Source organism: Priestia sp. GS2 (assembly GCF_036409025.1).
Lineage (GTDB): Bacteria > Bacillota > Bacilli > Bacillales > Bacillaceae_H > Priestia > Priestia aryabhattai_A.
On the sequence record NZ_JAZGJX010000001.1, the window covers coordinates 1,509,294 to 1,531,336 of the forward strand.

At 38.0% G+C, this 22,043-nt stretch carries 26 protein-coding genes; 22 read left to right on the forward strand and 4 right to left on the reverse strand.

What is annotated here, in order from left to right; genetic code table 11:
• Positions 1–16: 16 nt before the first annotated feature.
• From V2145_RS07805 to V2145_RS07850, 10 genes are all read left to right on the forward strand, one after another.
• Positions 17–1,198 (forward strand): YeeE/YedE family protein, encoded by a 1,182-nt coding sequence (locus tag V2145_RS07805; protein ID WP_094910550.1) that lies wholly within the window; start codon positions 17–19, stop codon positions 1,196–1,198.
• Between the two features lie 125 nt (positions 1,199–1,323).
• Entirely contained in the window at positions 1,324–1,893 is a 570-nt protein-coding gene (locus V2145_RS07810) for a TetR/AcrR family transcriptional regulator (protein WP_311857830.1), read from the forward strand.
• A 136-nt stretch (positions 1,894–2,029) separates the two neighbouring features.
• Positions 2,030–3,235, forward strand: a complete 1,206-nt coding sequence (locus V2145_RS07815; protein ID WP_131887798.1) for an MFS transporter — start codon at positions 2,030–2,032, stop codon at positions 3,233–3,235.
• 138 nt (positions 3,236–3,373) lie between these two features.
• Positions 3,374–3,847 carry a hypothetical protein gene (locus V2145_RS07820; protein ID WP_094910267.1) on the forward strand — a complete coding sequence of 158 codons (474 nt, stop codon included), beginning with the start codon at positions 3,374–3,376 and terminating at the stop codon, positions 3,845–3,847.
• Positions 3,848–3,875: 28 nt separating this feature from the next.
• Entirely contained in the window at positions 3,876–4,157 is a 282-nt protein-coding gene (locus V2145_RS07825; RefSeq protein ID WP_256993276.1) for a hypothetical protein, read from the forward strand.
• 57 nt (positions 4,158–4,214) lie between these two features.
• On the forward strand, positions 4,215–4,658 hold the full coding sequence (locus tag V2145_RS07830; protein ID WP_094910265.1) for a hypothetical protein: 444 nt from the start codon (positions 4,215–4,217) through the stop codon (positions 4,656–4,658).
• A 74-nt stretch (positions 4,659–4,732) separates the two neighbouring features.
• Positions 4,733–4,957, forward strand: coding sequence for a hypothetical protein (locus V2145_RS07835; protein ID WP_094910264.1), 225 nt, complete (start codon positions 4,733–4,735; stop codon positions 4,955–4,957).
• A gap of 188 nt (positions 4,958–5,145) precedes the next feature.
• Positions 5,146–5,472, forward strand: a complete 327-nt coding sequence (locus V2145_RS07840) for a nucleoside triphosphate pyrophosphohydrolase (RefSeq protein WP_078989660.1) — start codon at positions 5,146–5,148, stop codon at positions 5,470–5,472.
• A 101-nt stretch (positions 5,473–5,573) separates the two neighbouring features.
• Complete coding sequence (locus V2145_RS07845; protein ID WP_330987496.1) at positions 5,574–6,371, forward strand: HNH endonuclease signature motif containing protein; 798 nt, start codon at positions 5,574–5,576, stop codon at positions 6,369–6,371.
• A gap of 27 nt (positions 6,372–6,398) precedes the next feature.
• Positions 6,399–7,343: a ring-cleaving dioxygenase gene (locus V2145_RS07850; protein WP_330987497.1), complete on the forward strand. Its 945-nt coding sequence runs from the start codon at positions 6,399–6,401 to the stop codon at positions 7,341–7,343.
• 267 nt (positions 7,344–7,610) lie between these two features.
• Here V2145_RS07850 and V2145_RS07855 read toward each other — a convergent pair whose 3' ends face one another.
• On the reverse strand, positions 7,611–8,600 hold the full coding sequence (locus V2145_RS07855) for a ketoacyl-ACP synthase III (protein WP_330987498.1): 990 nt from the start codon (positions 8,598–8,600) through the stop codon (positions 7,611–7,613).
• 228 nt (positions 8,601–8,828) lie between these two features.
• On the opposite strand from V2145_RS07855, the gene V2145_RS07860 reads away from it, so the two are divergent.
• Entirely contained in the window at positions 8,829–10,256 is a 1,428-nt protein-coding gene (locus tag V2145_RS07860; RefSeq protein ID WP_330987499.1) for an Ig-like domain-containing protein, read from the forward strand.
• A gap of 54 nt (positions 10,257–10,310) precedes the next feature.
• On the opposite strand, the gene V2145_RS07865 is transcribed toward V2145_RS07860, so the two are convergent.
• A complete protein-coding gene (locus V2145_RS07865) occupies positions 10,311–10,910 on the reverse strand; it encodes a DUF421 domain-containing protein (RefSeq protein WP_094910263.1) in 600 nt (199 codons plus the stop codon).
• Positions 10,911–11,049: 139 nt separating this feature from the next.
• On the opposite strand from V2145_RS07865, the gene V2145_RS07870 reads away from it, so the two are divergent.
• From V2145_RS07870 to V2145_RS07885, 4 genes are all read left to right on the forward strand, one after another.
• Entirely contained in the window at positions 11,050–11,595 is a 546-nt protein-coding gene (locus tag V2145_RS07870) for a hypothetical protein (protein WP_330987500.1), read from the forward strand.
• 141 nt (positions 11,596–11,736) lie between these two features.
• Positions 11,737–12,291 (forward strand): GNAT family N-acetyltransferase, encoded by a 555-nt coding sequence (locus V2145_RS07875; RefSeq protein ID WP_311857848.1) that lies wholly within the window; start codon positions 11,737–11,739, stop codon positions 12,289–12,291.
• 34 nt (positions 12,292–12,325) lie between these two features.
• A complete protein-coding gene (locus V2145_RS07880; protein WP_210607919.1) occupies positions 12,326–12,739 on the forward strand; it encodes a bleomycin resistance protein in 414 nt (137 codons plus the stop codon).
• Positions 12,736–13,230: a hypothetical protein gene (locus tag V2145_RS07885; RefSeq protein ID WP_330987501.1), complete on the forward strand. Its 495-nt coding sequence runs from the start codon at positions 12,736–12,738 to the stop codon at positions 13,228–13,230. The genes V2145_RS07880 and V2145_RS07885 overlap by 4 nt, the downstream gene beginning before the upstream one ends.
• Before the next feature lie 159 nt (positions 13,231–13,389).
• Here the strand turns inward: V2145_RS07885 and V2145_RS07890 are convergent, their stop codons facing one another.
• Both V2145_RS07890 and V2145_RS07895 read right to left on the reverse strand, forming a co-directional pair.
• The gene (locus V2145_RS07890) at positions 13,390–13,665 is read right to left on the reverse strand and encodes an AbrB/MazE/SpoVT family DNA-binding domain-containing protein (protein WP_094910258.1); all 276 of its coding nucleotides are present in this window, start codon (positions 13,663–13,665) and stop codon (positions 13,390–13,392) included.
• 530 nt (positions 13,666–14,195) lie between these two features.
• Complete coding sequence (locus tag V2145_RS07895) at positions 14,196–15,803, reverse strand: glycoside hydrolase family 10 protein (protein ID WP_330987502.1); 1,608 nt, start codon at positions 15,801–15,803, stop codon at positions 14,196–14,198.
• Between the two features lie 379 nt (positions 15,804–16,182).
• Here V2145_RS07895 and V2145_RS07900 point away from each other — a divergent pair, with 379 nt between their 5' ends.
• From V2145_RS07900 to V2145_RS07930, 7 genes are all read left to right on the forward strand, one after another.
• Positions 16,183–16,491: a PTS sugar transporter subunit IIB gene (locus V2145_RS07900; protein ID WP_094910256.1), complete on the forward strand. Its 309-nt coding sequence runs from the start codon at positions 16,183–16,185 to the stop codon at positions 16,489–16,491.
• 40 nt (positions 16,492–16,531) lie between these two features.
• Complete coding sequence (locus V2145_RS07905) at positions 16,532–17,821, forward strand: PTS sugar transporter subunit IIC (RefSeq protein ID WP_094910255.1); 1,290 nt, start codon at positions 16,532–16,534, stop codon at positions 17,819–17,821.
• Positions 17,822–17,886: 65 nt separating this feature from the next.
• On the forward strand, positions 17,887–18,171 hold the full coding sequence (locus V2145_RS07910; protein ID WP_094910254.1) for a hypothetical protein: 285 nt from the start codon (positions 17,887–17,889) through the stop codon (positions 18,169–18,171).
• A 19-nt stretch (positions 18,172–18,190) separates the two neighbouring features.
• Positions 18,191–19,534, forward strand: a complete 1,344-nt coding sequence (locus V2145_RS07915) for a 6-phospho-beta-glucosidase (RefSeq protein WP_330987503.1) — start codon at positions 18,191–18,193, stop codon at positions 19,532–19,534.
• Between the two features lie 66 nt (positions 19,535–19,600).
• A complete protein-coding gene (locus tag V2145_RS07920) occupies positions 19,601–19,930 on the forward strand; it encodes a PTS lactose/cellobiose transporter subunit IIA (protein ID WP_094910252.1) in 330 nt (109 codons plus the stop codon).
• 33 nt (positions 19,931–19,963) lie between these two features.
• Entirely contained in the window at positions 19,964–21,049 is a 1,086-nt protein-coding gene (locus V2145_RS07925; protein WP_094910251.1) for a DUF871 domain-containing protein, read from the forward strand.
• 84 nt (positions 21,050–21,133) lie between these two features.
• Positions 21,134–22,039 carry an N-acetylglucosamine kinase gene (locus V2145_RS07930; protein ID WP_094910250.1) on the forward strand — a complete coding sequence of 302 codons (906 nt, stop codon included), beginning with the start codon at positions 21,134–21,136 and terminating at the stop codon, positions 22,037–22,039.
• Positions 22,040–22,043: the final 4 nt, after the last annotated feature.

Sequence of the window (22,043 nt, forward strand, 5' to 3'; positions counted from 1 at the left end):
TACGGAGCTTAGTCCAATGCAAAAGCCGTTAGTTATTGTCGGAATTTTAATTTCGGTGATATTACTAACAGCGATTGTCAATACAACAAATTGGACGCAAGGTGTATTATTTATTATCGGTCTCGCTCTTGGCGCGACGTTACTATATGCACGATTCGGTTTTACTTCAGCGTTTAGACGATTAATGTCGGTCGGAAATGTACAAGGCCTACAGGCACATATGCTTATGCTAGCGGTAGCTTCAACGCTATTTGCTATTATTTTAAGTACCGGATTTAGCTTTACAGGTACAACACCAGCGGGTTATGTGTCACCAGTAGGCGTGAGTGTGGTTGTAGGAGCATTCTTATTCGGAATTGGAATGCAGTTAGGAAACGGATGTGCGTCCGGTACCCTCTATAACCTCGGTGGCGGTTCGTCTTCTATGATCATTACACTCGTTTCATTTATTGCAGGTTCATTGCTTGCCGCGTATCACTTCACGTTTTGGATGGAGGACATGCCGTCATTCCAACCAATTTCGTTAGCTGAATCAACTAATCTTGGTTATTTTGGCGCGTGGGCTGTTCAAATGGTAGCATTTGCAGTTATTTACTGGATTACAGTTCAAATTGCTAAAAAGAAAAATCCGCCAATGATGAAACAGCTTCCGACAACAACAGGATGGAAAAAAGTTATTCGTGGTTCTTGGCCATTATTTGCGGCAGCAATCGTTTTAGCGCTTTTAAATGCTCTAACGCTAACAGTACGCGGTAATCCTTGGGGCATTACGTCAGCATTTGCTTTATGGGGTGGTAAAGCGTTAATGGCAACAGGGATTGATGTTTCGACTTGGGGTTATTTCCAAGGAGCAAATGGTCAAGCATTAACGCAAACGGTTCTTGCCGATTCAACAAGCGTAATGAACTTTGGCATTATTTTAGGTGCATTTATCTCAGCAGCGGCTCAAGGAACGTTTAAGCCTGGTAAAATTAAGCCAGGAGTTGCAGGAGCAGCAGTTGTAGGTGGCTTATTAATGGGCTATGGTTCTCGCTTAGCATTTGGTTGTAATATTGGTGCTTACTTTGGCGGAATTGCATCGTTTAGCTTACACGGCTGGGTATGGATGGTTATGGCAATGCTAGGAACAACGCTAGCTCTGTTTATCCGACCATTGTTCGGATTAAAGAACCCAAAACCAAATGATTCGATTTGTTGAGAGGAAACCTGCTTGCTTATGTTAGCGAGTGGGTTTTTTTCTTGTACTTATATAAGAAGTGCGATAGAATGATAAAATAGAAAAACTAAAAATGTTTTATGAGTTTATCACGAGGAGGACTGATAATGAAAGATCGAATTATGCAGGCATTTATCGAAGAAATTCATCATAAAGGAATGAAATTTACAATGGATGACTTAGCCAAAAGGCTAGGCATTAGTAAACGGACGCTGTATGAACATTTCTCGTCCAAAGTAGAGATTTTAGATACCATTATCACTCAAACGCTACAGGATTTTGATCAGAAGACCGAAGCGATTATGAATAATGAAAATCTATCTTTAGTGGACAAAATCAAGCGAGTGATTACCGTTATTCCAGAGTATAATGACTTCTATGACTTGCGTATCATTGAACAAATGAAGCGCTATTACCCGGCACAGTGGGAACAGCTGAACGTTGCTTTGAACCAGTGGGACTCACTGAGAGAGCTAATGAAGCAAGGAATAGAAGAAGGGATTATTGTAAATCGAAACCTTGATTTAATGATGAAGGTAATTATTGATGCTGTAAATTCGACCTTAGATCGAAGTTTCTTTTTAGAAAATCGACTAACCGTATCAGATGCGCTCGATACGATTGTTGATATGTTATTGCACGGCCTTTTAACAAGTAAGGTCAAATCAACATTTTAAATAGAGCGCATGTGACAGAGTCTGACAGACCTTTTATTTTGTGAAGTCAGTCTCTTTTATCGGCTGAAAAAACTAAAAAAACAAAAATAGTTTTCGTGTTTTATAGAGAACACAAGAGAAAGTTGGAGGGTTATTTATGTCATTACTGTTAAGAAATAAAGGGGCTATGCTACTCTTAATGCTTAACATCTTTTTGGTGTTTATGGGAATAGGTCTTGTGATTCCTATTATGCCAACCTATATGATTGAGCTACAAATTAGCGGAAGTATTGTCGGAATGCTTGTCGCTGCATTTTCGTTAACACAGCTTATCTTCTCACCTGTTGCAGGTAGATTATCCGATTCTTTTGGTCGTAAAAAAATGATTGTGATCGGCATGGTAATCTTTGCTGTGTCAGAGTGGCTATTTGGAATTGCAAATGCACCTGCACTATTGTTTGGCGCTCGTATGCTGGGGGGGATTAGCGCTGCATTAATTATGCCAGCTGTTATGGCGTATACAGCTGATATTACAACTCCAAAAGAGCGGGCAACAGGAATGGGATACATCAATGCAGCCATCACAACCGGCTTCATCATTGGCCCTGGAATCGGTGGATTCATTGCTGAATTTGGTATGCGAGTACCGTTTTATTCAGCGGCGGTGGCGGGGGCTTTCGCAGCTTTACTTACACTATTTGTTCTCCCTGAATCACCGATGGAAGAACGCGTAAAGGCTGATCCACTTCAAACGGAAAAACAGAGCTTATTTACACAGTTACGCAACTCTTATAAGGAACCGTACTTTTTAAGCTTAATTATTGTATTTGTTGCATCGTTTGGCTTAGCGAATTATGAGACGGTGTTTGGCTTGTTTGTAGATCAGAAATTTGGGTTTACGCCAAAAGATATAGCATTTATTATCACATTTGGCTCCATTGCAGGAGCAGTTGTTCAGCTCACTATCTTTGGTTGGATTATTAATAAATTTGGCGAGAAAAAGGTTATTTCAACCTGTCTGTTCGTAGCGGGCTTATTCGTACTTTTAACTTTGTTCACGCATGCATACTGGCTAATTGTTGTCGTAACGTTTACGCTGTTTTTAGCAATCGATATTTTGCGACCAGCTATTAGTACACAAATGTCAAAACTTGCTCAAGAACAGCAGGGCTACGTAGCCGGCTTAAATTCTGCTTACACCAGCTTAGGAAACATCGCGGGGCCTCTTGTTGCTGGGATTTTATTTGATATTGATATCAACTTTCCATATGCAGCAGCGGCTATCGTTTTATTCGTTTGTTTCGTCTTATCGTTAACGGTAGGAAAGCGAGTAGTCCAGCCAAATCCAGTTGTTGAGAAGTAAAAAGGGATGAAAAACGTTCTATTCCTGGTGGATAGGACGTTTTTCATTGACTTTTGACAGGTTGTTTCATACACTTTTAGTGAATTATTGTTGCTACTTACTAAAAGTAGAGAAGATACATAAGGAAGGAACGAATATATGAATGAAACCTCATCTGTAAAGTCGATGGGCTATTTAATTAGCCGTAAGCTTATTGCAGGGTTAATTATGATTGTTGCCATCAGTGTTTTAGCGTTTGTAACAGCGATCATGCCTGCGGATAAACCAGCTGACTTTACTATCCTTAATTTTATTCGAGAGTTTAAGAAAGAAGGTAGTTTTTTAGCACTTGGGTACTACTTTTTTATTGTAGGCTCAGCCGTTATTTTAACCTCTTTTGTGGTAGAGCTAATTGCGCAAACGATTACAAATCGTTGGGAAGGCAAGTACAAGTGGTGGATTACGGGTGTTTTACACTTTGTTTTATCACTTTTTTTCATTCCAATGCTGCTTTTTTTCTTTATCGTGGATCGCTTGTTAGCATTAAAAAAGACTCCATATCATTGGAAGCACGTACTTGGTTTTTTTGTAGCTCCAATTGTCGTGTTTAGTTTGTTTGTTGCTATCGTTTAAAACCTCTCTGTTTCAGAGAGGTTTTTTTATGGAAACGTTAGGGGGGATTTTGTTGAATAAGATGCCTTGGTACTTACAAAATAAATGTTTAATGATCATCTGTTTTATTACTCCGCCCATTGGATACATCATAATTGTAACGAACAAGAAAAAGTTGAGCCGGGAAAAATGGCTTGAGTACTTAACGGTTTCGACAGTTATGGCCAGCATCTGGATGCTGAAATTTTTACCGGACTTGCTCGGGCTATCAATTCTAGTCGGAATTTTTGTAGCCTATTTAGCTTATAAAGTGCTAAAAGGAAGAAAATAACGAATCTTATAAAAATAATGATATACTGAATTTATTAGTACTGTAGGGGGTTATTGTATGAAAGGGTATTTTAAGCCATTTGCGATTATAATAGGTGCGCTTTTAATTTTTCTAGGAGGGTATGTATTTGGAAAGTCGACGTCTGATCAAGTCACGCGGGAAATTTGGGTTGGTGAAGGGAAAAACGGAGAAGCAGAAGTCCAAAAGGTCATTACAGACTTAGAAAATCAGGCTGCTGTCGATAACTTATCAATGATTTACGCTCACAGAGAAAGCATTGATACCGCGAATGTAGATATAAATAATCCGGATCTTTACGTAGCATTTAATAGTCCGAAGCAATCAGCATTATTAGTTGAATCTCGCCTTTGGTTAAACCATAAGGGAGCTGTTATAGCGGAACGTACGGGTGAGACGTGGGATGAAGTTGACTATTCTACAATTCCTGTGGAAGATGCTTCTTATATTCAAAACTTGTTGAAGAACAGTAGTGAAGAATAAATTACTTTATTTTCCACGAAATGAACCTTTTTGAATGTTCGTTCGTAATAGAAATAAAGGGGAGGCGATATTCATTGAAAAATTACATAGTCTTTATTGCTAGCTTTGTCGTCTTAATGCTTGTATTTCAAGTAGGTAGTGGTATGTTGCTAACCATGCTGTACGATCCAGAGGTGGGAGAAAAAGTTGGAACGTTAGGAAGTACTGTTACCTTTGGTGATAGTGCCTACATGTTTCCGCTTGTAGTCGCAATGCTAGCAGCAACAATTTCCTTTTTTATTTCAAAACGACTCTCATAACGTAGCGGAAAACTAGGCATATACGGTGCTTAGTTTTTTCGTTATATTTTAATAACAGAACGTGTGTGTTTGTTTCGTCAATAGCACAATAGAGAAAATATACCATTTATGACGATTCGCTTTACTACAACTTATTTCCACTCTTTAGTATAATTAGTCATATTATTAAGGGAAAAGGAGCCGATCCAATGCCTATTTATAATAAGCTAGTCCGTGATTATATTCCGCAGATTATCGAACAAAGTGGAAAGAGATATACAACAAGCAACTTAACTATTGATGAATACAAAAAGGAATTAAAGAAAAAAGCTGAAGAAGAATGGGGCGAATATATAGAAGCGAAAACGGAGCACGAGGCTGTAGAAGAGCTTGCGGACTTACTAGAAGTTGTTTATGCGCTTGCTGCGTTAAATGGCGCAACTCCTGAGCAGTTGGAACATGTGCGTCAGCAAAAAGCGGATGAGAAAGGCGGCTTTAATAATAGAGTTTTTTTAGTAGAAGTGGAAGATCAATAACTCTTACTATACAAACCTTTTTAAGCACAACTAACCTCAAGTTGTGCTTTTTTATGGTACACTAAAACTAAGAAAAGAGATCTACATCAGGGGGCACAATTGTGATTACAGATTTACAGTTTGGTGAGGCTTTTGTACGAGGAAAGCGATATCGCCGCAAGCAAATTCATGATCTTTATAAAGGGCAGGAGCAAAGTGAAATTTCAACGCCAAAAGAGCACCCATATATCTTTATTTTTACAAAGATGAGTGGTGAAGAATACGGTACTTCTCATGGGTGGAACGATGATCAAACAACCTTTTTTTACACTGGAGAAGGACAGCGCGGTACGATGCAGCTAATTAAAGGAAATAAAGCCGTGATGGAACACGCAGCGAACGGCGAAACCATCTATTTATTTCAGTACGTAGAGCCTGGGATTGTCGGGTTTTTAGACGAGATGACGTATGCAAACCATCAGCTTGAGTTGATGTGGGATGCAGACGGAAGCTTTCGGGAAGCGATTATGTTTGAACTAAAACGCAACCATATATTAGAAGAGAAAGCGAACGCAGTTAACATTGACTCAACGGTAAAAGAAGAGTTATTAGAACGGTTCTATGAGGAAAAGAGCTTAACGAAAAAGATAGCACTCCTTAATCATTATGTGAAAGTGCGAGCGAACGGAAAGTGTGAATCATGCGGAGCACCAGCATCATTTAAAGATAAAAAAGGAATGCCGTATTTAGAGATTCACCACATCAACCACTTAACTGACAGCGGGTTAAACAAAGTGGATCAAGTTGCGGCACTTTGTCCCATTTGCCATAGTCACATTCACCACGGACAGGGTGGAGAAAATTACAATGCAAGGTTGGGTATACTAATTAAAGAAAAAGAATTAGAAGCAGTTCAGTAATGGAACGAATAGAAAGGCGTGAAAGTAATGGAACTACTAGGTCTGCATCACGTTTCAATTTTAACGGGAAAAGCCGAAAAAAATTATGACTTCTTTACCAATGTACTGGGGATGCGTCTTGTAAAAAAGACGGTTAATCAAGATAATCCGCAATCCTATCATCTTTTTTATGCAGATGCAGAAGGGACACCGGGAACGGAAGTCACTTATTTTGATATTCCTGGTCTTGGTAGAACCTATCCTGGAACAACAGATATTTCAACCGTATCCTTGCGTGTGCCCACGACGGAGTCGCTTTACTATTGGAAACAGCGCTTTGAAGAGCTACAAATCGATCACGATGAGCTGACAACTCAAGCAGGTCGCAACGCACTTGCGTTTCGTGATTACGAAGGCACACGCCTCATGCTTGTTGCAGATGACGGAGAAAAAGGTGTACGTGCCGGTGTTCCTTGGAAGCGAGAAGATATTGAGGAGAATCATGCGATTATTGGCTTAGGCCCTGTTACCTTAACAGTTGCAGAAGCGAAGCTAACAGCAGATATCTTAACAAACGTTATGGGCTTTCGTCATGTAAGATCTTATGATTCAATGGAAGTGTATGCAACAGGAGAAGGGGGAAGCGGAGCTGAAGTACATATTGTAGAAGAACCTGGTGTGCCAAAAGCAAGGCTAGGAAGAGGTGGCGTTCATCACGTTGCGTTTCGTATTCCAAATGAGCAAGAATACCGCTACTGGCTTGAGCGCTTAAAGCAGGCTCGTATTCCTCATTCAGGCGAAGTCGAACGCTACTATTTTAAAGCGATTTACTTTAGAGAGCCAAACGGCATTTTGTTTGAACTTTCAACCGATACGCCTGGCTTTGCAACCGACGAACCAAAAGAAACGATGGGAGAGAAGCTCGCTCTACCACCATTTTTAGAACCGCGTCGAGCAGAAATTGAGGCGAATTTGCGTCCACTAGATATATAGAAAACACAGCTGCTTTTATGGCTGTGCTTTTTTGTATTTCGTTGTGTGTTTTTTAAGGTCGAAAATGCCCATAGTGACGCATGTTAGCCCTACAATTACGCCAAGAATCGTCCAAAACCAGTTGCTGCCCCAGTTCGAATAGGTAGTTACTAAGCTGCTGCATCCGATAGTTATTGTTCCGTATTTAGCACGCCATTTGTCTAACTTTGATTCTTTATTCGTAGATATCGTCCTTAACTCCTTCCATAAACAATATGAAAAAAAGGTTTAACGTTCATCGAGGCTCCATCTAATGATATGACCTGCATGAGTTAGTCCTCCTCCAAACCCATACAGAAGTACAAGATGATTTTTCTGCAACTTACCCTCTTTTAAGGCAAGCTGTAAAGCGAGAGGAATGGAAACAGCTGATGTATTGCCGTAATACTCGACGCTTGTTAATAGTTTTTCGCGGGGGAATTCAGCTTTTTCACAAATGGATTCAATCATACGCAAGTTTGCGCTGTGCGGGACGAACCAATCAATGTTTTCTTTTTGAAGATTGGTTTGTTGTAAAAGCGAATCAATACCTGCTGGAACGGTTCTGGTAGCCCATTTATACACTTCACGTCCATTTTGAACCATTTTCCCAGGGGTTTTAAGCTGTTCTCCGTTCATCGTTACAGATAAGTTTGTTCGATACACATGCTTACCACCGCTGCCCTTTGATCCCATATGAGTTACTATAAAGCTTGGACTTTCAAAATCTTGTTCAACTAATACAGCTGCTGCTCCGTCGCCAAATAAGATGCAGGTAGAGCGGTCTTTATAATCCGTTACTTTTGATAGCGTCTCTGCTGTAACGACTAAGACTTTTTGGTGTAATCCAGATGTGATAAAGCTATTAGCGATATGTAATCCGTAAGTAAAGCCAGCGCACGTTGCGTTAAAATCGAATGTTCCTGCACTATTAATCTCAAAGTAATCTTGAATTTGACAAGCTACGCTCGGAAAGGCATAGTCAGGTGTCGTAGTGGCAACGATAATACAGTCGACGTCATGGATATTTTTGTGATAGCTTGCTACTAAGTTTTCAATTGCTTTAAACGCTAGATGAGAAGAGTACTCCTCACTGCTTGCAATTCTTCTTTCTTTCATACCTGTCCTTTGTACAATCCATTCATCGCTAGTATCAACAAGTTGTTCAAGTTGGTCATTAGTTAGTTTATTTTCAGGAACATAGGTCCCAATAGCGGTAATACGTGCTGAAGAATTCATTTTAAAACACCTTTCTCTATGACTAGGTTATATTATTAAATGTTAGTACTAGATTACAAAATTGTAAATCATTGTATATTTAATATTCTTATCATTAAAAAGCTTTTACATAAATTAAGGTAGGATTTTGTCGAAAAATAGATGTAGAAATTAATAGTTTTATTAGAAAAATAGTAGTATTATAGTCGTGAGTAAAAAGTAACCAAATAGGGTTTAGGGGGATTTTTGATGAGTAAGAAGAAGGTTGTTACAGCATTAACTGCAGGATTATTGGTTTCTTCGTTATCAATGGGGACAGGTTACGCACAAGAGAATAATTACGATGTATCAAAAAAAGCAATCGAAGAGCAAGCAGAAGCGAGCAAAAAACTAGAAAAAAACATTGTGAAGCCAGACGTGATGAACGCAGTAAAGTCAGATGTTTTGAAGTCGTTAAATATGCCAGTACCATTTTCGAATAGATCAGCAAAAAGCCTTCAGCGATCAAGTGCAAGTTTTGACAATGAAGAAATTGTTTTTGAATCAGAGCCAAATGATGATTTTCATACAGCAAATACAATGTCTTATGGTAACACATTAATCGGACAGCTTTTACCCCTTTACGATTTGGACATGTATAAAGTGAATGTTCCTACAGCTGGCGCATTTATTATAGCAGGGGGGGCTTCTTCACCTGCAATTGAATTAGGCTTTACGGTTACGGAAAAAGATTATAAAGATAATAATGTAAGCTACTTAGGAAGCGAGTTTGACGAAGAAATTGAAACGCAGGTTTATCAAGTAAGCAAAGCTGGTACTTATTATGTTCCAGTCATTGACTTTGATAATATTGATGACCTTGATGATAATACGGAAGAAGATATTTATATTTTGTCAGCCGCGTTTTTTGATAATGTTGCTCCAGCAAAGCCTGTAGTGAATCAAGTTACGAACAATGATAAAGTAATCACTGGAAAAGCAGAAGCAAACTCAACAGTAACGGTGAATGTTGGTAAAAATCGAATTGGCTATGCGAAAGCAAATGCGAGCGGAACGTTCTCCGTTGCAATTCCATCACAAAAAGTCGGAACAACGTTAAACGTAACGGCAAAAGACGCAGCTGGAAACGTGAGCAGTTTAGCATATGTAAAAGTAGCAAGCGTTGACGTGACCCCACCTGCGAAGCCAATCGTTAATCAAGTTGATGATAACGATAAGGTCATTACAGGAAAAGCAGAAGCAAACTCAACGGTAACGGTAAACGTTGGTAAAAATCGAATTGGCTATGTAAAAGCCAGCTCAAACGGATCATTTTCTGTTAGTATTCCTGTTCAAAAAGCAGGAACAACGCTAAACGTAACGGCAAAAGACGCAGCTGGAAACGTGAGCAGCTTATCCTATGTCAAAGTTGTAAAAGCTGATGTGACGCCACCCGCAAAACCAACGGTTAATAAAGTAAAAGAAACTGATAAAGTAGTGACGGGTAAAGCGGAAGCAAATTCAACGGTAACGGTGAATGTTGGTAAAAACAGATTGGGGTATGCAAAAGCGAACTCTAAAGGCGTGTATTCAGTAAAAATTGCGGCACAGAAAAAAGGAACTCTTCTAAACGTAACGGCAAAAGATGTAGCTGGAAATGTGAGTAAACTTTCGTATGTAACGGTTGTAAAGCGCTAATAAGCATAAAAATGCACTTCAGAATTTTAGCTGAGGTGCATTTTCTATGAGAGTTCATTGTAAATAACGAGGCGTATCCGTTTTTGGATGGTTAATCTCCTGAAAAAGATCCTGTTGAGTTCCTTTGTCACTAGGTGGCTTGTTCTCTAACTGCTGGGCTAAGTGAGGAAAATAAAGATTCATTAAGTTTTTAAATTCTCCAATTGTTAATGGTTTTTCTAGTTGTTTTAACTCATAGCCAAGTTGTCCATTGGGTTCAATCGTGGCAGATTTTACGTGCTCTAGCTTTGCCACGCCTTGATTGCGAAGTCGCATCTCTAATTGATCAACGGTTAAACGTAGTTTTTTTAACTGTTTAATATCAAGCTGTCCATTTTCAATTACAACTTTTGATTTGCCGGTAATAAACTTTTCTAATGCATTGGATTTCACCTGTACGTATTCTAAAACTAAAATAGCTAGTACAAAAACACCAGCTCCTACAATTGCTTTAAACATGCTTTTTTCTACAATAGGCTGAACGATAATTGTCCCTAATGAAATCATTACAACGGTTTGAGCTAATGTCATTTGAGCAATTGATTTCCTGCCGGCTATCCTCAGTAAAAAGATGCCCGCTAGGATTAAAATAAGCGACTGCCATATAAAATTCATCTTCTCATCCTTTCCTATTTCTTCCTAAACTTTAGTTTGGTTAAAAGGAGATTTTTTTATGTATAAGTAGAAGGCGGAAAATTTCATATGGTAAAATATATGAAGGATATAAAATTAAATAGTATCAATGGAGGAACCAATGAACGAGTCTATTAGAAGCTATTTCAAAAACTTAGAAGCAACTGATAAACAACTTCAGTATGAAGCTTTTCAAAAAATTATAAACGCAACTTCTGAACAGGTGGATTGGGCCTATGAAGTGTGGGATGAGTTAGTAAGCTGGTTAGGAGATGCTGATAACCATAAAAGAGCAAGAGGTGCTCAAATTCTTGCAGGTCTTGCAAAAAGCGATCAAGAAAAACGAATACTGACTGATTTTGTTTCCTTGTGGAACGTAACCAAGGATGAAAAATTTGTCACGGCGCGTCACGCTCTACAGGCAATCTGGAAAGTAGGCTTAGCAGGAGACCAACAAAAGATGTTAGTTCTACATCATTTAGTTAATCGCTTTCATACATGCAAAGACGAAAAAAATGCTACTCTTATTCGTTATGACGTCCTTCAAAGCTTACGAAATCTATATGATGAAACAAATGATGAGAAGTTAAAGCAGCAAGCACTAAATCTAATAGAAGCAGAAACTGATGTAAAGTATCAAAAGAAATACCTTAAACTATGGAAGTGAGGACCCTTTTTGTTTTGAATGGACCTATGCGAGTAGTTAGGTTATTACTACGCAGCTCTATAAGTGTATTTTGATACCAACTAGCTTAGGATATGGTAAAAGTTATAAAAATGAGTATATGGAGGAGGTTGTTACGTAGAGATGATTCAAGTTTTTGGAGAAAAAACCGTACTAACTGAGCTAAGTGATAGCGATTTAGACGAATATTATTATTGGAAATTCGAAGAAGAGCAAAAAGAAGCTAAAAAATGGAACGGGCCGTATATTCCGGAAGCTTGGAAGTCAAAAGAAGAGTTTAAACAGCTAGGGGCTCAAGTAAATGAGCTATTACCAGGCGTTCCGAGAGAGTTAGCTATTAAAGGAGACTGTCAATTTATTGGAACGGTAGGGGCCTATTGGGTTGACCAGAATACTAACTGGGTAGAAACGGGAATCGTTATTTATAATTCTGACTATTGGAGTGGTGGATATGGAACGGATGCTTATCGAGTTTGGATTGATTTTTTATTCGAGAATACAAATTTGCACCGTTTAGGTATGTCAACTTGGTCTGGAAATTATCGAATGCTCAAGGTCGCCAATAAAATTGGAATGAAAGAAGAAGCGAGAATTCGAGATGCTAGAATGGTAGATGGAAAATATTACGACGCAGTGAAAATGGGCATTTTAAAAACCGAGTGGGACGCTTTTGCATAATTAAAAGTAGCTCTCAATGAAAGGAAACCAGCATATGTTTACAGGACCTACACTAACACCCGAGCTATCAGTTTCAAATATAGAGAAAAGCTTGGACTTTTACATCAACTTATTAACATTCAAGGTAAAATATGAACGAAAAGAGGACAAGTTTGCCATGTTGATCTTAGGTGGATGTGAAATTATGATTGAACAGGTAAACGGATATTGGAGCACAGGTGAGTTAGCTTATCCATATGGACGTGGTATTAATTTTCAAATTATGGTGGAGGATGTTGAGGTTATCTACAGGCGGTTAAAAGCTCACGCTTATCCTATTAAGTATGAACTTACAGAAAGCTGGTATCGGGTTGACGATAAACTTTATGGACAACAAGAGTTTTTAGTTATGGATCCAGACGGTTATTTGCTACGACTGGCTGAAGATATAGGAGAGAAAGTAGTATGAACATGCTAGAGTTACACTATCATATTTATCAAAATAATGTAAGCGTTGCTGATCATTATTTGCCATGGGCTTTTTCTATGATAGAGAGTGACTGTGAATCTCCATCTTTATATATTCTGGCGGCGCTTCAAAAACCTTATAATATTTTTGAAGCGGAACACTATTTTCGAAGAGCTGTGGAAGAGCTTGAACTAAAAGTACCAACTGAACAAGAATGCACCACATATGTCGTATATAAAAGGCTTGAAGAACTAATGAATCAGCCAGATGATCTTTTCAACAAGGTATATGATTTGTCTACCCTCATCATATATGAGTTAGATTCTCCAAAACAACTAGCATCATTTGTAGAGGTTAGTGATTTAATTGATGACTTTTTATACGGTGATAATTATTTAAAGTTGACAGAATGTACGTTAAAAAAAGAGGTGTTAACGCGAGTTGAAGAGCTGTTGCAAGGTTGGAAGAAAGCAGGGGAAGAAGGCGAATAGTTTCCAAATATACAATGGAGCAATTTTCACTAAAAAGATGCATTTAAAATGAATATTATATTCCAAAAAACGGCACTCAATATGAGTGCTTTTACAAGAGGGGGTATTTAATTCTATTTATTTTATTGATGATTTTAAAAAACAAAAGCCGTTTGTTCTTTAAATATCCCAATCTTCTCTTATTTGATTAAATAAAAGCTTTGCACCTACAGGGCTTAAAATGAGACCTTCTGCATAACGCTTATTTTGTGGCGTTACTTCTCCGGTTACGAGACATCTATTATCCTGTTCAAACCTTTTTAATGTAATCTCTCCGTCTTTCACGAAAATTTCCAGAGGATCTTTTATATTGATTCCTAAAACTCTTCTCATTTCAACTGGAATGACAACGCGACCTAATTCATCTACTTTTCGTACAATTCCTAGATTTTTCATATATTCCTCCTCAAGGTGTTTCGAATGAACAGGATTGTTTTTAATCCTACACTTAAATTATGTGAAAAGGTAGTAATAAATGTTTAAATTTTAATGATATGAATAGTAATTAGTAAAAAAATTCACTTGTAAAAGAATGTAAAATAATTTTCGGGATTCACATGCATAGAACGAATCACTAAACGAAACCAATCCATAAATAAAGGAATTACTTCTTGAAATACCTATTTTGTATCGTAAACTATTGGAATAACTGTAATAACTAAACTTGGAGAGGGTGAGCGCTTGTAATTGTTTGTACTGAAGAAAAAGTAGTATTTTAAATGAATTTGTCGATTGTTCTGAATATCTATTGCTAGATATGTATATTAGGATAGTTTTTTTACTGAAAGAATTTACACTATGCATGGAGATTAGTATAAAGGAGAGCTAATTGCGAGCTTTGCATTTTGAGGTTTTGTCGCATTGGTAGCGAGTTATTTATAAAAAGCAAAAAGCTGTTACGTTTAACAGCTTTTTGTTTTTACTGATTATTTTGCTCGTACAGGTATTGGTCTTGATGGAGAGCTTTCATTATGAGTACGATCTAGTGCTGTGATTACATATGTATACTCCTGTCCTTTGACAGCAGTTTTGTCAAGGTAAGTTTGATCGGAGTGCTCTAACCGTACGGTATCTAAGAGGTTATTAGAGTCATTAATGTCGCCGGCTTTTTTGCCATCAAAACGATAAATTGCATAATAAGATGCGTCATCGTGCTTAGATTCTTTTACTTTAAATTCAATGCCTTCTTGTTTTTGCTTTACATTAATTGCTTTTGGTGATTCTGGTGGCGTATCGTCAATCCATGGCATAGAGGGAACAATCGCTGGCTGTTTATAAAGTTCATTGGAAAGGCGATCCGCAACGCCAAGTGGATTTTTTCTTAAGTCTTTCGCACTAAAATGCATGCTTCCTTTAAAAGCTTCGTACGTACGATTAAGTTTAATTTGGTTTGGCATTTCTTCTGGATTAAACCAATTTTGAACACCATTTGATTCTGTATTAATTTTATAAGTAGCTTGTCCAATATAGAGCTGAACATCTTTGCCTTCTACTTCTTTTGACCACCAGTCTAAGAGCTTAGCATAATCCGCTACAGGAAGTCCGATGTTCCAGTATAATTGAGGAGCAATGTAGTCAATATCTCCATTGTTAATCCACGTTCGCGTATCTGCGTACAAATCATCATAATTTGTTTGTCCCGCAGCTGTATCTGAGCCTGTAGGATCTACGTTTTTATTTCTCCACACTCCAAATGGGCTAATACCGAACTTCACATAGGACTTTTCAGCTTTTATTGCTTCGTTGATATCTTTTACGAGATTGTTAACATTATCACGACGCCAGTCTGCTATATTACTAAATTTATTTTTTCCGTATTGTTCATAGGTGTTTTGATCAGGAAACTCTTTTCCAGCAATTTTGTATGGGTAAAAGTAGTCATCCATATGAACGGCATCGATGTCATAGTTTTTTACGACTTCCATGATTCCATCAATGACAAATTTCTGTACTTCTGGTACTCCAGGGTTAAAATATAGCTGCTGTCCATAAGGAACTACCCATTCAGGGTGCTGACGAGCAGGGTGGTTTTCAGGCAGTTTTTGAAGGTCTGAGAGGTTAGCTTCTTTTCCAAGAGACATTGTGATTCGATAAGGGTTAAACCATGCGTGAAATTCCATGTTTCGCTTGTGAGCTTCTTCAACCATAAATGCTAAAGGATCATATCCAGGGTCTTTCCCTTGCGTTCCTGTTAAGTATTCGGACCATAATCCGTATTTAGAGGGGTAAAACGCATCGGCAGTCGGTTTTATTTGCATAACAACCGCATTCATCCCCATCTGTTTTTGTTCATCTAAGTATTGAATGAACTCAGCTTTTTGTTGAGGGATTGATAAACCAGGTTTTGATGGCCAATCAATATTTAATACGCTAGCCATCCATGCTGCTCTTAGTTCGTGTTTTACATATTTAGATTGATCTGCCCCTTGAGATGGTATTGTATCTGCGTATCCAATCGTAGCAGATGGTAATAACACGGAACTACCTATAACTGACGCGATTAATAAACTTCTAAATTTTTTCTTCTTAATCATCTTATAACCTCATTCCTATAAAGTTGTTAGCGTTTTCAATAGATATTATACTTTACAAGTTACTAGATTGATAGACTAATTAAAATTTATTTTTAAAAAATATAAAATACATTGATAATTAATTTTAAAAATGATATATTTTCAATTAAAGATAAAAGTTAGCAATATCTCTTTGAACTAGCGATGCCTGTTGCTACATCATTTGGTGGAGGTGAATGATAGGGGTTGATTCCACATTACAGCATAGAAAGCATCTAGTTAACGTTTTAAGATAAGCTTCGCTACAAAGAGTTAAGAAAGAGTAAAGTTATTGCTAGATTTATCATGAAAATCTCAGGGTTTTAACAATTCTGATAAAAGTATTGGGGAGGAATTAAGAATGAAAGTATTGTTTGTATGTGCAGGTGGAATGTCCAGTGCAATTGTTGTAAACGCTTTAAAAAATGAAGGTAAAAAACATAATATTGATTTAGAAGTTCTAGCAGTAGGCACTCAAGAGTTTGATGCAGAGGTTCGTAACGGATGGGATGTTTCAATGGTAGCACCTCAAGTGAGACATCGTTTTGATACATTTAAGCAGTCTGCTGATGAAGCTGGAGTTCCTTGTCAGGTTATTCCGCCGCAAGCATACAGTCCGCTTGGAGGACCTACTCTATTAAAGCTAGTTAACGAGCTTGTAAGCAAATAAATGTATGTAACTATTAATTAAACAAAGGGGAAAACAATACATGAACAAGTTTGTTGCTTTTTTAGAGAATAATTTATCAACGCCTATGGCTAAATTATCTGAACAAAAGCACTTGCGAGCGATAAGGGATGGGGTAGTTTCGGCTTTACCGTTTATCATTTTTGGAAGCTTGTTTCTTATCATCGCATTTCCACCAGTTGCAGCTGATTCAGCATTAGGGGAATGGGCAGCTAAACACGCAGCGGAAATCTTAATTCCATATCGCTTAACGATGTTTATCATGACGCTATACATAACGTTTGGTATTGGGTATAGCCTTTCGCAAAGCTATAAACTAGATCCGCTATCTGGCGGTCTTTTATCAGTAGCATCTTTCCTATTCACAATAGGTATTGAAACAGTGGAAAACATTGGGTTCGTATTGCCAATGACAAATCTAGGAGGACACGGTTTGTTCGTTGGAATGCTTGTTTCAATCTTTTCTGTTGAAGTGTTGAGGTTCTGTAAAGCAAAAAATGTCACGATTAAAATGCCTGATTCAGTACCTACATCAGTAGCACGTTCATTCGAAGCTTTAATACCAGTAACCATTGTACTGGTTATCATGACGATTATTACGGTTACGTTTAACATCGACATGCATTCGCTGGTAGATAAAGCAGTAGCACCGCTAATTAAAGCGGGAGATACGCTTCCTGGCGTATTGATTCCAGTATTCTTAATCACGTTCTTCTGGTCATTTGGTATTCATGGCGTATCGGTTGTAGGTGCAGTAGCTAGACCGGTATGGGAAGTTTACCTAGCGAACAACTCTGCAGCAGTAGCAGCTGGAAAAGCGATTCCTCACGTAGCACCTGAAACATTTTTCCAATGGTTTATTTGGATTGGAGGATCTGGTGCAACGATTGGTTTAGTATTAGCAATGCTAATTGCGGCGAAATCAAAATACAGTAAGACTTTAGGAAGAGCAACTATCATTCCTAGTATTTTTAACATTAACGAACCGGTTATTTTCGGAACGCCAATCGTATTAAATCCAATTTTAATTATCCCATTTATTGTTACGCCTTTAGTTGGCGCAACAGTAGCTTACGTTGCAACGGCTATGGGTCTAGTAAATCCAACATATGTAATGGTGCCGTGGACGTTACCAGCTCCAATTGGTGCATACTTGTCAACGGGAGGAGATTGGCGAGCGATTGTTTTATGTTTAACTAATATTGCAATCTCGTTCTTTATCTATCTTCCATTCTTTAAAATGTATGATAGAAAGTTAGTTGAACAAGAGGGAACGATTGAGACATCGAAAGAAAATAATATTGCTTTATAAATGAAACGATAGGAAGTATGAATGTTTACTTCATACTTCCTATGTTGAGTTTAGGGGAGGAAACGGTGAACAATACATCTGGGATTCATTTTTTTAGCTATAGAAGTGCATTTTTATTTTTTGGTTTTATTCTTATCTTTAATCTTATTTTTAACTATGTCATGAACGCGCTGGGTGTTGGGTATAATCATGCTCTTTATATTGGTAACATGTTTGCCATTAGCGGCAGTTTAACGTTCATTCTTAGTGTTGTTGAAGGTAAGATCAAAGGTAAGAAGCAGTGTTATACCTTATTTTTCTCATTGCTGTTTTTAAGTGCAATAGCTGGTTATTTTATTGTTTATAAATGAAAAACAAGGGGTGTCAAGGATGGACAAAGGGCTTAAAGTCGTTACAATTGGAGGAGGCTCTAGCTATACGCCAGAGCTAGTAGAAGGATTCATTAAACGATATCATGAGCTGCCAATCAAAGAATTATGGCTAGTAGATATCGAAGCAGGAAAAGAAAAGCTTGAAATTGTAGGGGAATTAGCGAAGAGAATGGTAAAGAAAGCGGGCGTTCCTATTGATGTACATATCACGCTAGATCGCCGTCAAGCGCTAAAGAATGCAGATTTTGTCACAACTCAAATGAGGGTTGGTTTACTGGATGCACGAATAAAAGACGAGCGCATTCCGCTTGAGATGGGAATGATTGGTCAAGAAACAAACGGTGCTGGTGGGTTGTTTAAAGGATTGAGAACAATTCCTATACTTCTAGAAATTACGGAAGAAATGCAGGAACTTTGTCCAGATGCATGGCTTATTAATTTTACAAATCCAGCCGGAATGGTAACGGAAGCTCTTTTACGCTATAGCGCTCACAAGAAAGTTATTGGCGTATGCAACGTCCCGTTTAATATGCACCTATCTATTTCTAAAATGCTAGATGTTGAGATGGAGCGTGTCTATATTGAATTTGCCGGCTTAAACCATATGCTTTTTGGATTACATGTCTACTTAGATGACCAAGATGTTACAGAAAAAGTTCTTGAGATGCTCGGGGACCCAACTATTCAATTAAGCATGAAAAATATTGCTCCGCTTCCATGGAATCAGCAGTTCTTAAAAGCATTGGGAGCTGTACCATGTCCATATCACCGCTACTACTACAAAACTAAGGATATATTGGATGAAGAATTGGAAGCGTTTAAGAATGGTAAAACAAGAGCAGAAGTTGTGAAAAAATTAGAAGAAGAATTGTTTGAGCTTTATAAAGATCCTACCTTAACCATCAAGCCTCCACAGTTAGAGCAGCGTGGTGGTGCTTACTATAGCGATGCAGCTTGTAACGTTATCTCTTCTATTTATAATGATAAAAAAGATGTTCAAGTATTAAACGTGCAAAATAAAGGTGCGATTCAACAGATTGACTATTTATCAGCAGTAGAAGTTAACTGCATTGTGACAAAAAATGGTCCAATTCCTATTACGATTGGAGAATTGCCTGTACACCTTCAAGGTCTTGTACAGCAAATTAAATCATTTGAGAGACTCGGTGCAGAAGCAGCCGTTACCGGCTCGTATGAAAAGGCATTGCTAGCATTAACAATCAACCCATTAATTCCAAGTGATGAGATGGCTGAGCGCGTGCTTCAGTCTCTTTTAGAAGCACATGAACCGTATTTACCAGCCTTTTTTAATCAATCAAAAGAGCATGTTAAACAAAACTAATAGCTCCTAACTTGATTAGGTTTTTCACTCATATTATTAAAATGATAACTTTAGGGGGATTCACCAATGACAACAGAATTAAGCCATAACAACGAAATGGAAATCTTTGAGATTATCTCACACGCAGGAAACGCACGAAGCTTAGCGTATGAAGCGCTTGAAGCGGCTGAAGAGCTAAAGTTTGAAGATGCAGAACGTTTGATTAAAGAAGCGTCAGATGAACTAGGATTAGCGCATAAAACGCAAACAAAGCTTATTCAAGCAGAGCTTAATGGGAACCCTGCAGATAAAACGCTGCTCATGATTCACGCTCAAGATCACTTAATGACGGCTATCAGTGAACAAAAGTTGATTGAACATATGATTCGAATCGTCAAAAAAGTATCTCGTACATAAGCAAAAAGCATATCAGGAGAGGCGGAATCAGCAATGAAAAAACTAGGTATTTCCATTTATCCGGAACATTCAACGGTAGAAAAAGATAAAGCGTACATTGCTTTGGCACATCAGTACGGATTTAAAAAAATCTTCACCTGCTTACTTTCAGTAGAAGGGGATAAAGAGAAAGTCATGAAGAGCTTTAAAGAAAGCATCGATTATGCTAACGAGCTGGGTATGGAAGTGATGGTGGACATTGCTCCTCGTATTTTTAATCAGCTTGGCATTTCTTACAATGACTTGTCCTTCTTTCACGAGTTAGGCGTTTGGGGCTTGCGCTTAGACATGGGTTTTACAGGAAATGAAGAATCCATGATGACGTATAATCCCTATGATTTGAAAATTGAAATTCCTATGAGCAACGCTACAAGCTATTTGGATAACATTATGGCCTACAAGCCAAAAGTAAGCAACTTAGTAGGCTCGCATAACTTTTATCCACACCGCTATGCAGGGTTAAGCTATAAACACTTTGTCAAATGTAGCAAACAGTTTAAGGAACATAATATTCCTACCGCTGCTTTTATTAGTTCACATGATGCTACTTTCGGTCCTTGGCCAGTGACAGAAGGGTTATGCACGGTGGAGATGCACCGAGAACTGCCGATTGTTACGCAAGCAAAGCACTTATATGCTACTGGTCTCATCGATGAAGTGATCATTGCCAATGCTTATGCTTCTGAAGAAGAGTTACAGGCTCTGAGTGAAATCAACAAAGAAAAGCTAACTTTTGCTATCCAGTTGCATGAAACGATTACGGACTTAGAGAAAAAAATCGTTTTAGAAGAGCCGCATTTTTACCGTGGCGACGTGTCTGATTATCTTATTCGCTCTACTCAGTCACGCGTGAAATATAAAGCAGAAGAGTTCAAACCTACTTATACACCTCCTATTAAGCGAGGCGATATACTAATCGAAAACGAGCTTTACGGCCAGTATAAAGGTGAGTTGCAGATCGCACTACAGGACATGGAGAACTCTGGGAAAACAAATGTTGTGGGTCGCATAGTGGAAGAGGAAATCTTTTTGCTTGATTATTTAGAGCCTTGGGGGAAGTTTGCATTCTCAATCAGATAGAATCAAATGTGTTTCACTGTGATGATGCGGAGGGGAAAATAAAGATTTCCTTCCGCTTTTCATTATATAAAAGGAGAAGATAACGTGGACTTTATTATTGGGGTTGATGGTGGAGGCACAAAAACAGAGGCGGTTGCTTACACCTTAGATGGAAAGGTACTTAGCCAGGGAGAAGCTGGGTATGGAAATTTATTAATCAATGAGGAACAAGCTACTTCTAATATTATTGCTGCTGTAAACAAATGTTTGTCGGTACTACCTCACGGCAACTGCGCTTTTATTTATATGGGCCTTGCTGGGTATGAAGGCTTTAAACATAAGGAAAAGATAAAGGAAACCTTAAAAGGAGTGTTTAAAGTTCCTCTAGAAATCGTAAACGATGGGGTAATTGCACATGCTGCACTCCTAAAAGGCGAAGATGGAATTTTAACTATTTCAGGTACGGGATCTGTAAGTGTAGGTATTCATCAGGGCTCTCGATATCTCTCAGGTGGTTGGGGACATATTCTTGGAGATGAAGGTAGTGGTTATTGGATTGCCTTACAAGCATTTATTCAGATGACTAGAGAATATGATGAAGGTTTGCCTGTAAGCTTGTTAAGCAAAGATATCTTAACTCAATTGAAATATGAGAATATTGCTGACATAAAAAAATTTATCTATAGTGCGTCAAAAGCAGAAATTGCAGCTTTTGTTCCGTTAATTGTACAGCATGCACAAAATGGAAATCACTTTGCACAAACGTTACTGTTAAAGGCAGGAGAACATTTAGCTAAAGTAACGCTTTCTGTTTACCGAAAATGCGGTTTTCATGATAGTATAAAAATTGCTATTAAAGGAAGTATTTTAACTAAAATCTCTATGGTTCAAGAGGCATTTATAAAAGAGATTCAAAGCCATCAGTTGGATATAGGATTTGTATTAGAAGACCAATCATCGACGTTAGGCGGTTATTACTTAGCGCGTAGCAAGATTAAAAGAGAAAGCTAAGGAA

Excerpts from the sequence above, each read along its gene's own strand:
- V2145_RS07805 (WP_094910550.1), top strand. The coding sequence starts at position 17 with ATGCAAAAGCCGTTAGTTATTGTCGGAATTTTAATTTCGGTGATATTA.
- V2145_RS07810 (WP_311857830.1), top strand. The coding sequence starts at position 1,324 with ATGAAAGATCGAATTATGCAGGCATTTATCGAAGAAATTCATCATAAA.
- V2145_RS07815 (WP_131887798.1), top strand. The coding sequence starts at position 2,030 with ATGTCATTACTGTTAAGAAATAAAGGGGCTATGCTACTCTTAATGCTT.
- V2145_RS07820 (WP_094910267.1), top strand. The coding sequence starts at position 3,374 with ATGAATGAAACCTCATCTGTAAAGTCGATGGGCTATTTAATTAGCCGT.
- V2145_RS07825 (WP_256993276.1), top strand. The coding sequence starts at position 3,876 with ATGGAAACGTTAGGGGGGATTTTGTTGAATAAGATGCCTTGGTACTTA.
- V2145_RS07830 (WP_094910265.1), top strand. The coding sequence starts at position 4,215 with ATGAAAGGGTATTTTAAGCCATTTGCGATTATAATAGGTGCGCTTTTA.
- V2145_RS07840 (WP_078989660.1), top strand. The coding sequence starts at position 5,146 with ATGCCTATTTATAATAAGCTAGTCCGTGATTATATTCCGCAGATTATC.
- V2145_RS07850 (WP_330987497.1), top strand. The coding sequence starts at position 6,399 with ATGGAACTACTAGGTCTGCATCACGTTTCAATTTTAACGGGAAAAGCC.
- V2145_RS07855 (WP_330987498.1), bottom strand. The coding sequence starts at position 8,600 with ATGAATTCTTCAGCACGTATTACCGCTATTGGGACCTATGTTCCTGAA.
- V2145_RS07860 (WP_330987499.1), top strand. The coding sequence starts at position 8,829 with ATGAGTAAGAAGAAGGTTGTTACAGCATTAACTGCAGGATTATTGGTT.
- V2145_RS07865 (WP_094910263.1), bottom strand. The coding sequence starts at position 10,910 with ATGAATTTTATATGGCAGTCGCTTATTTTAATCCTAGCGGGCATCTTT.
- V2145_RS07870 (WP_330987500.1), top strand. The coding sequence starts at position 11,050 with ATGAACGAGTCTATTAGAAGCTATTTCAAAAACTTAGAAGCAACTGAT.
- V2145_RS07875 (WP_311857848.1), top strand. The coding sequence starts at position 11,737 with ATGATTCAAGTTTTTGGAGAAAAAACCGTACTAACTGAGCTAAGTGAT.
- V2145_RS07880 (WP_210607919.1), top strand. The coding sequence starts at position 12,326 with ATGTTTACAGGACCTACACTAACACCCGAGCTATCAGTTTCAAATATA.
- V2145_RS07885 (WP_330987501.1), top strand. The coding sequence starts at position 12,736 with ATGAACATGCTAGAGTTACACTATCATATTTATCAAAATAATGTAAGC.
- V2145_RS07890 (WP_094910258.1), bottom strand. The coding sequence starts at position 13,665 with ATGAAAAATCTAGGAATTGTACGAAAAGTAGATGAATTAGGTCGCGTT.
- V2145_RS07895 (WP_330987502.1), bottom strand. The coding sequence starts at position 15,803 with ATGATTAAGAAGAAAAAATTTAGAAGTTTATTAATCGCGTCAGTTATA.
- V2145_RS07900 (WP_094910256.1), top strand. The coding sequence starts at position 16,183 with ATGAAAGTATTGTTTGTATGTGCAGGTGGAATGTCCAGTGCAATTGTT.
- V2145_RS07905 (WP_094910255.1), top strand. The coding sequence starts at position 16,532 with ATGAACAAGTTTGTTGCTTTTTTAGAGAATAATTTATCAACGCCTATG.
- V2145_RS07915 (WP_330987503.1), top strand. The coding sequence starts at position 18,191 with ATGGACAAAGGGCTTAAAGTCGTTACAATTGGAGGAGGCTCTAGCTAT.
- V2145_RS07920 (WP_094910252.1), top strand. The coding sequence starts at position 19,601 with ATGACAACAGAATTAAGCCATAACAACGAAATGGAAATCTTTGAGATT.
- V2145_RS07925 (WP_094910251.1), top strand. The coding sequence starts at position 19,964 with ATGAAAAAACTAGGTATTTCCATTTATCCGGAACATTCAACGGTAGAA.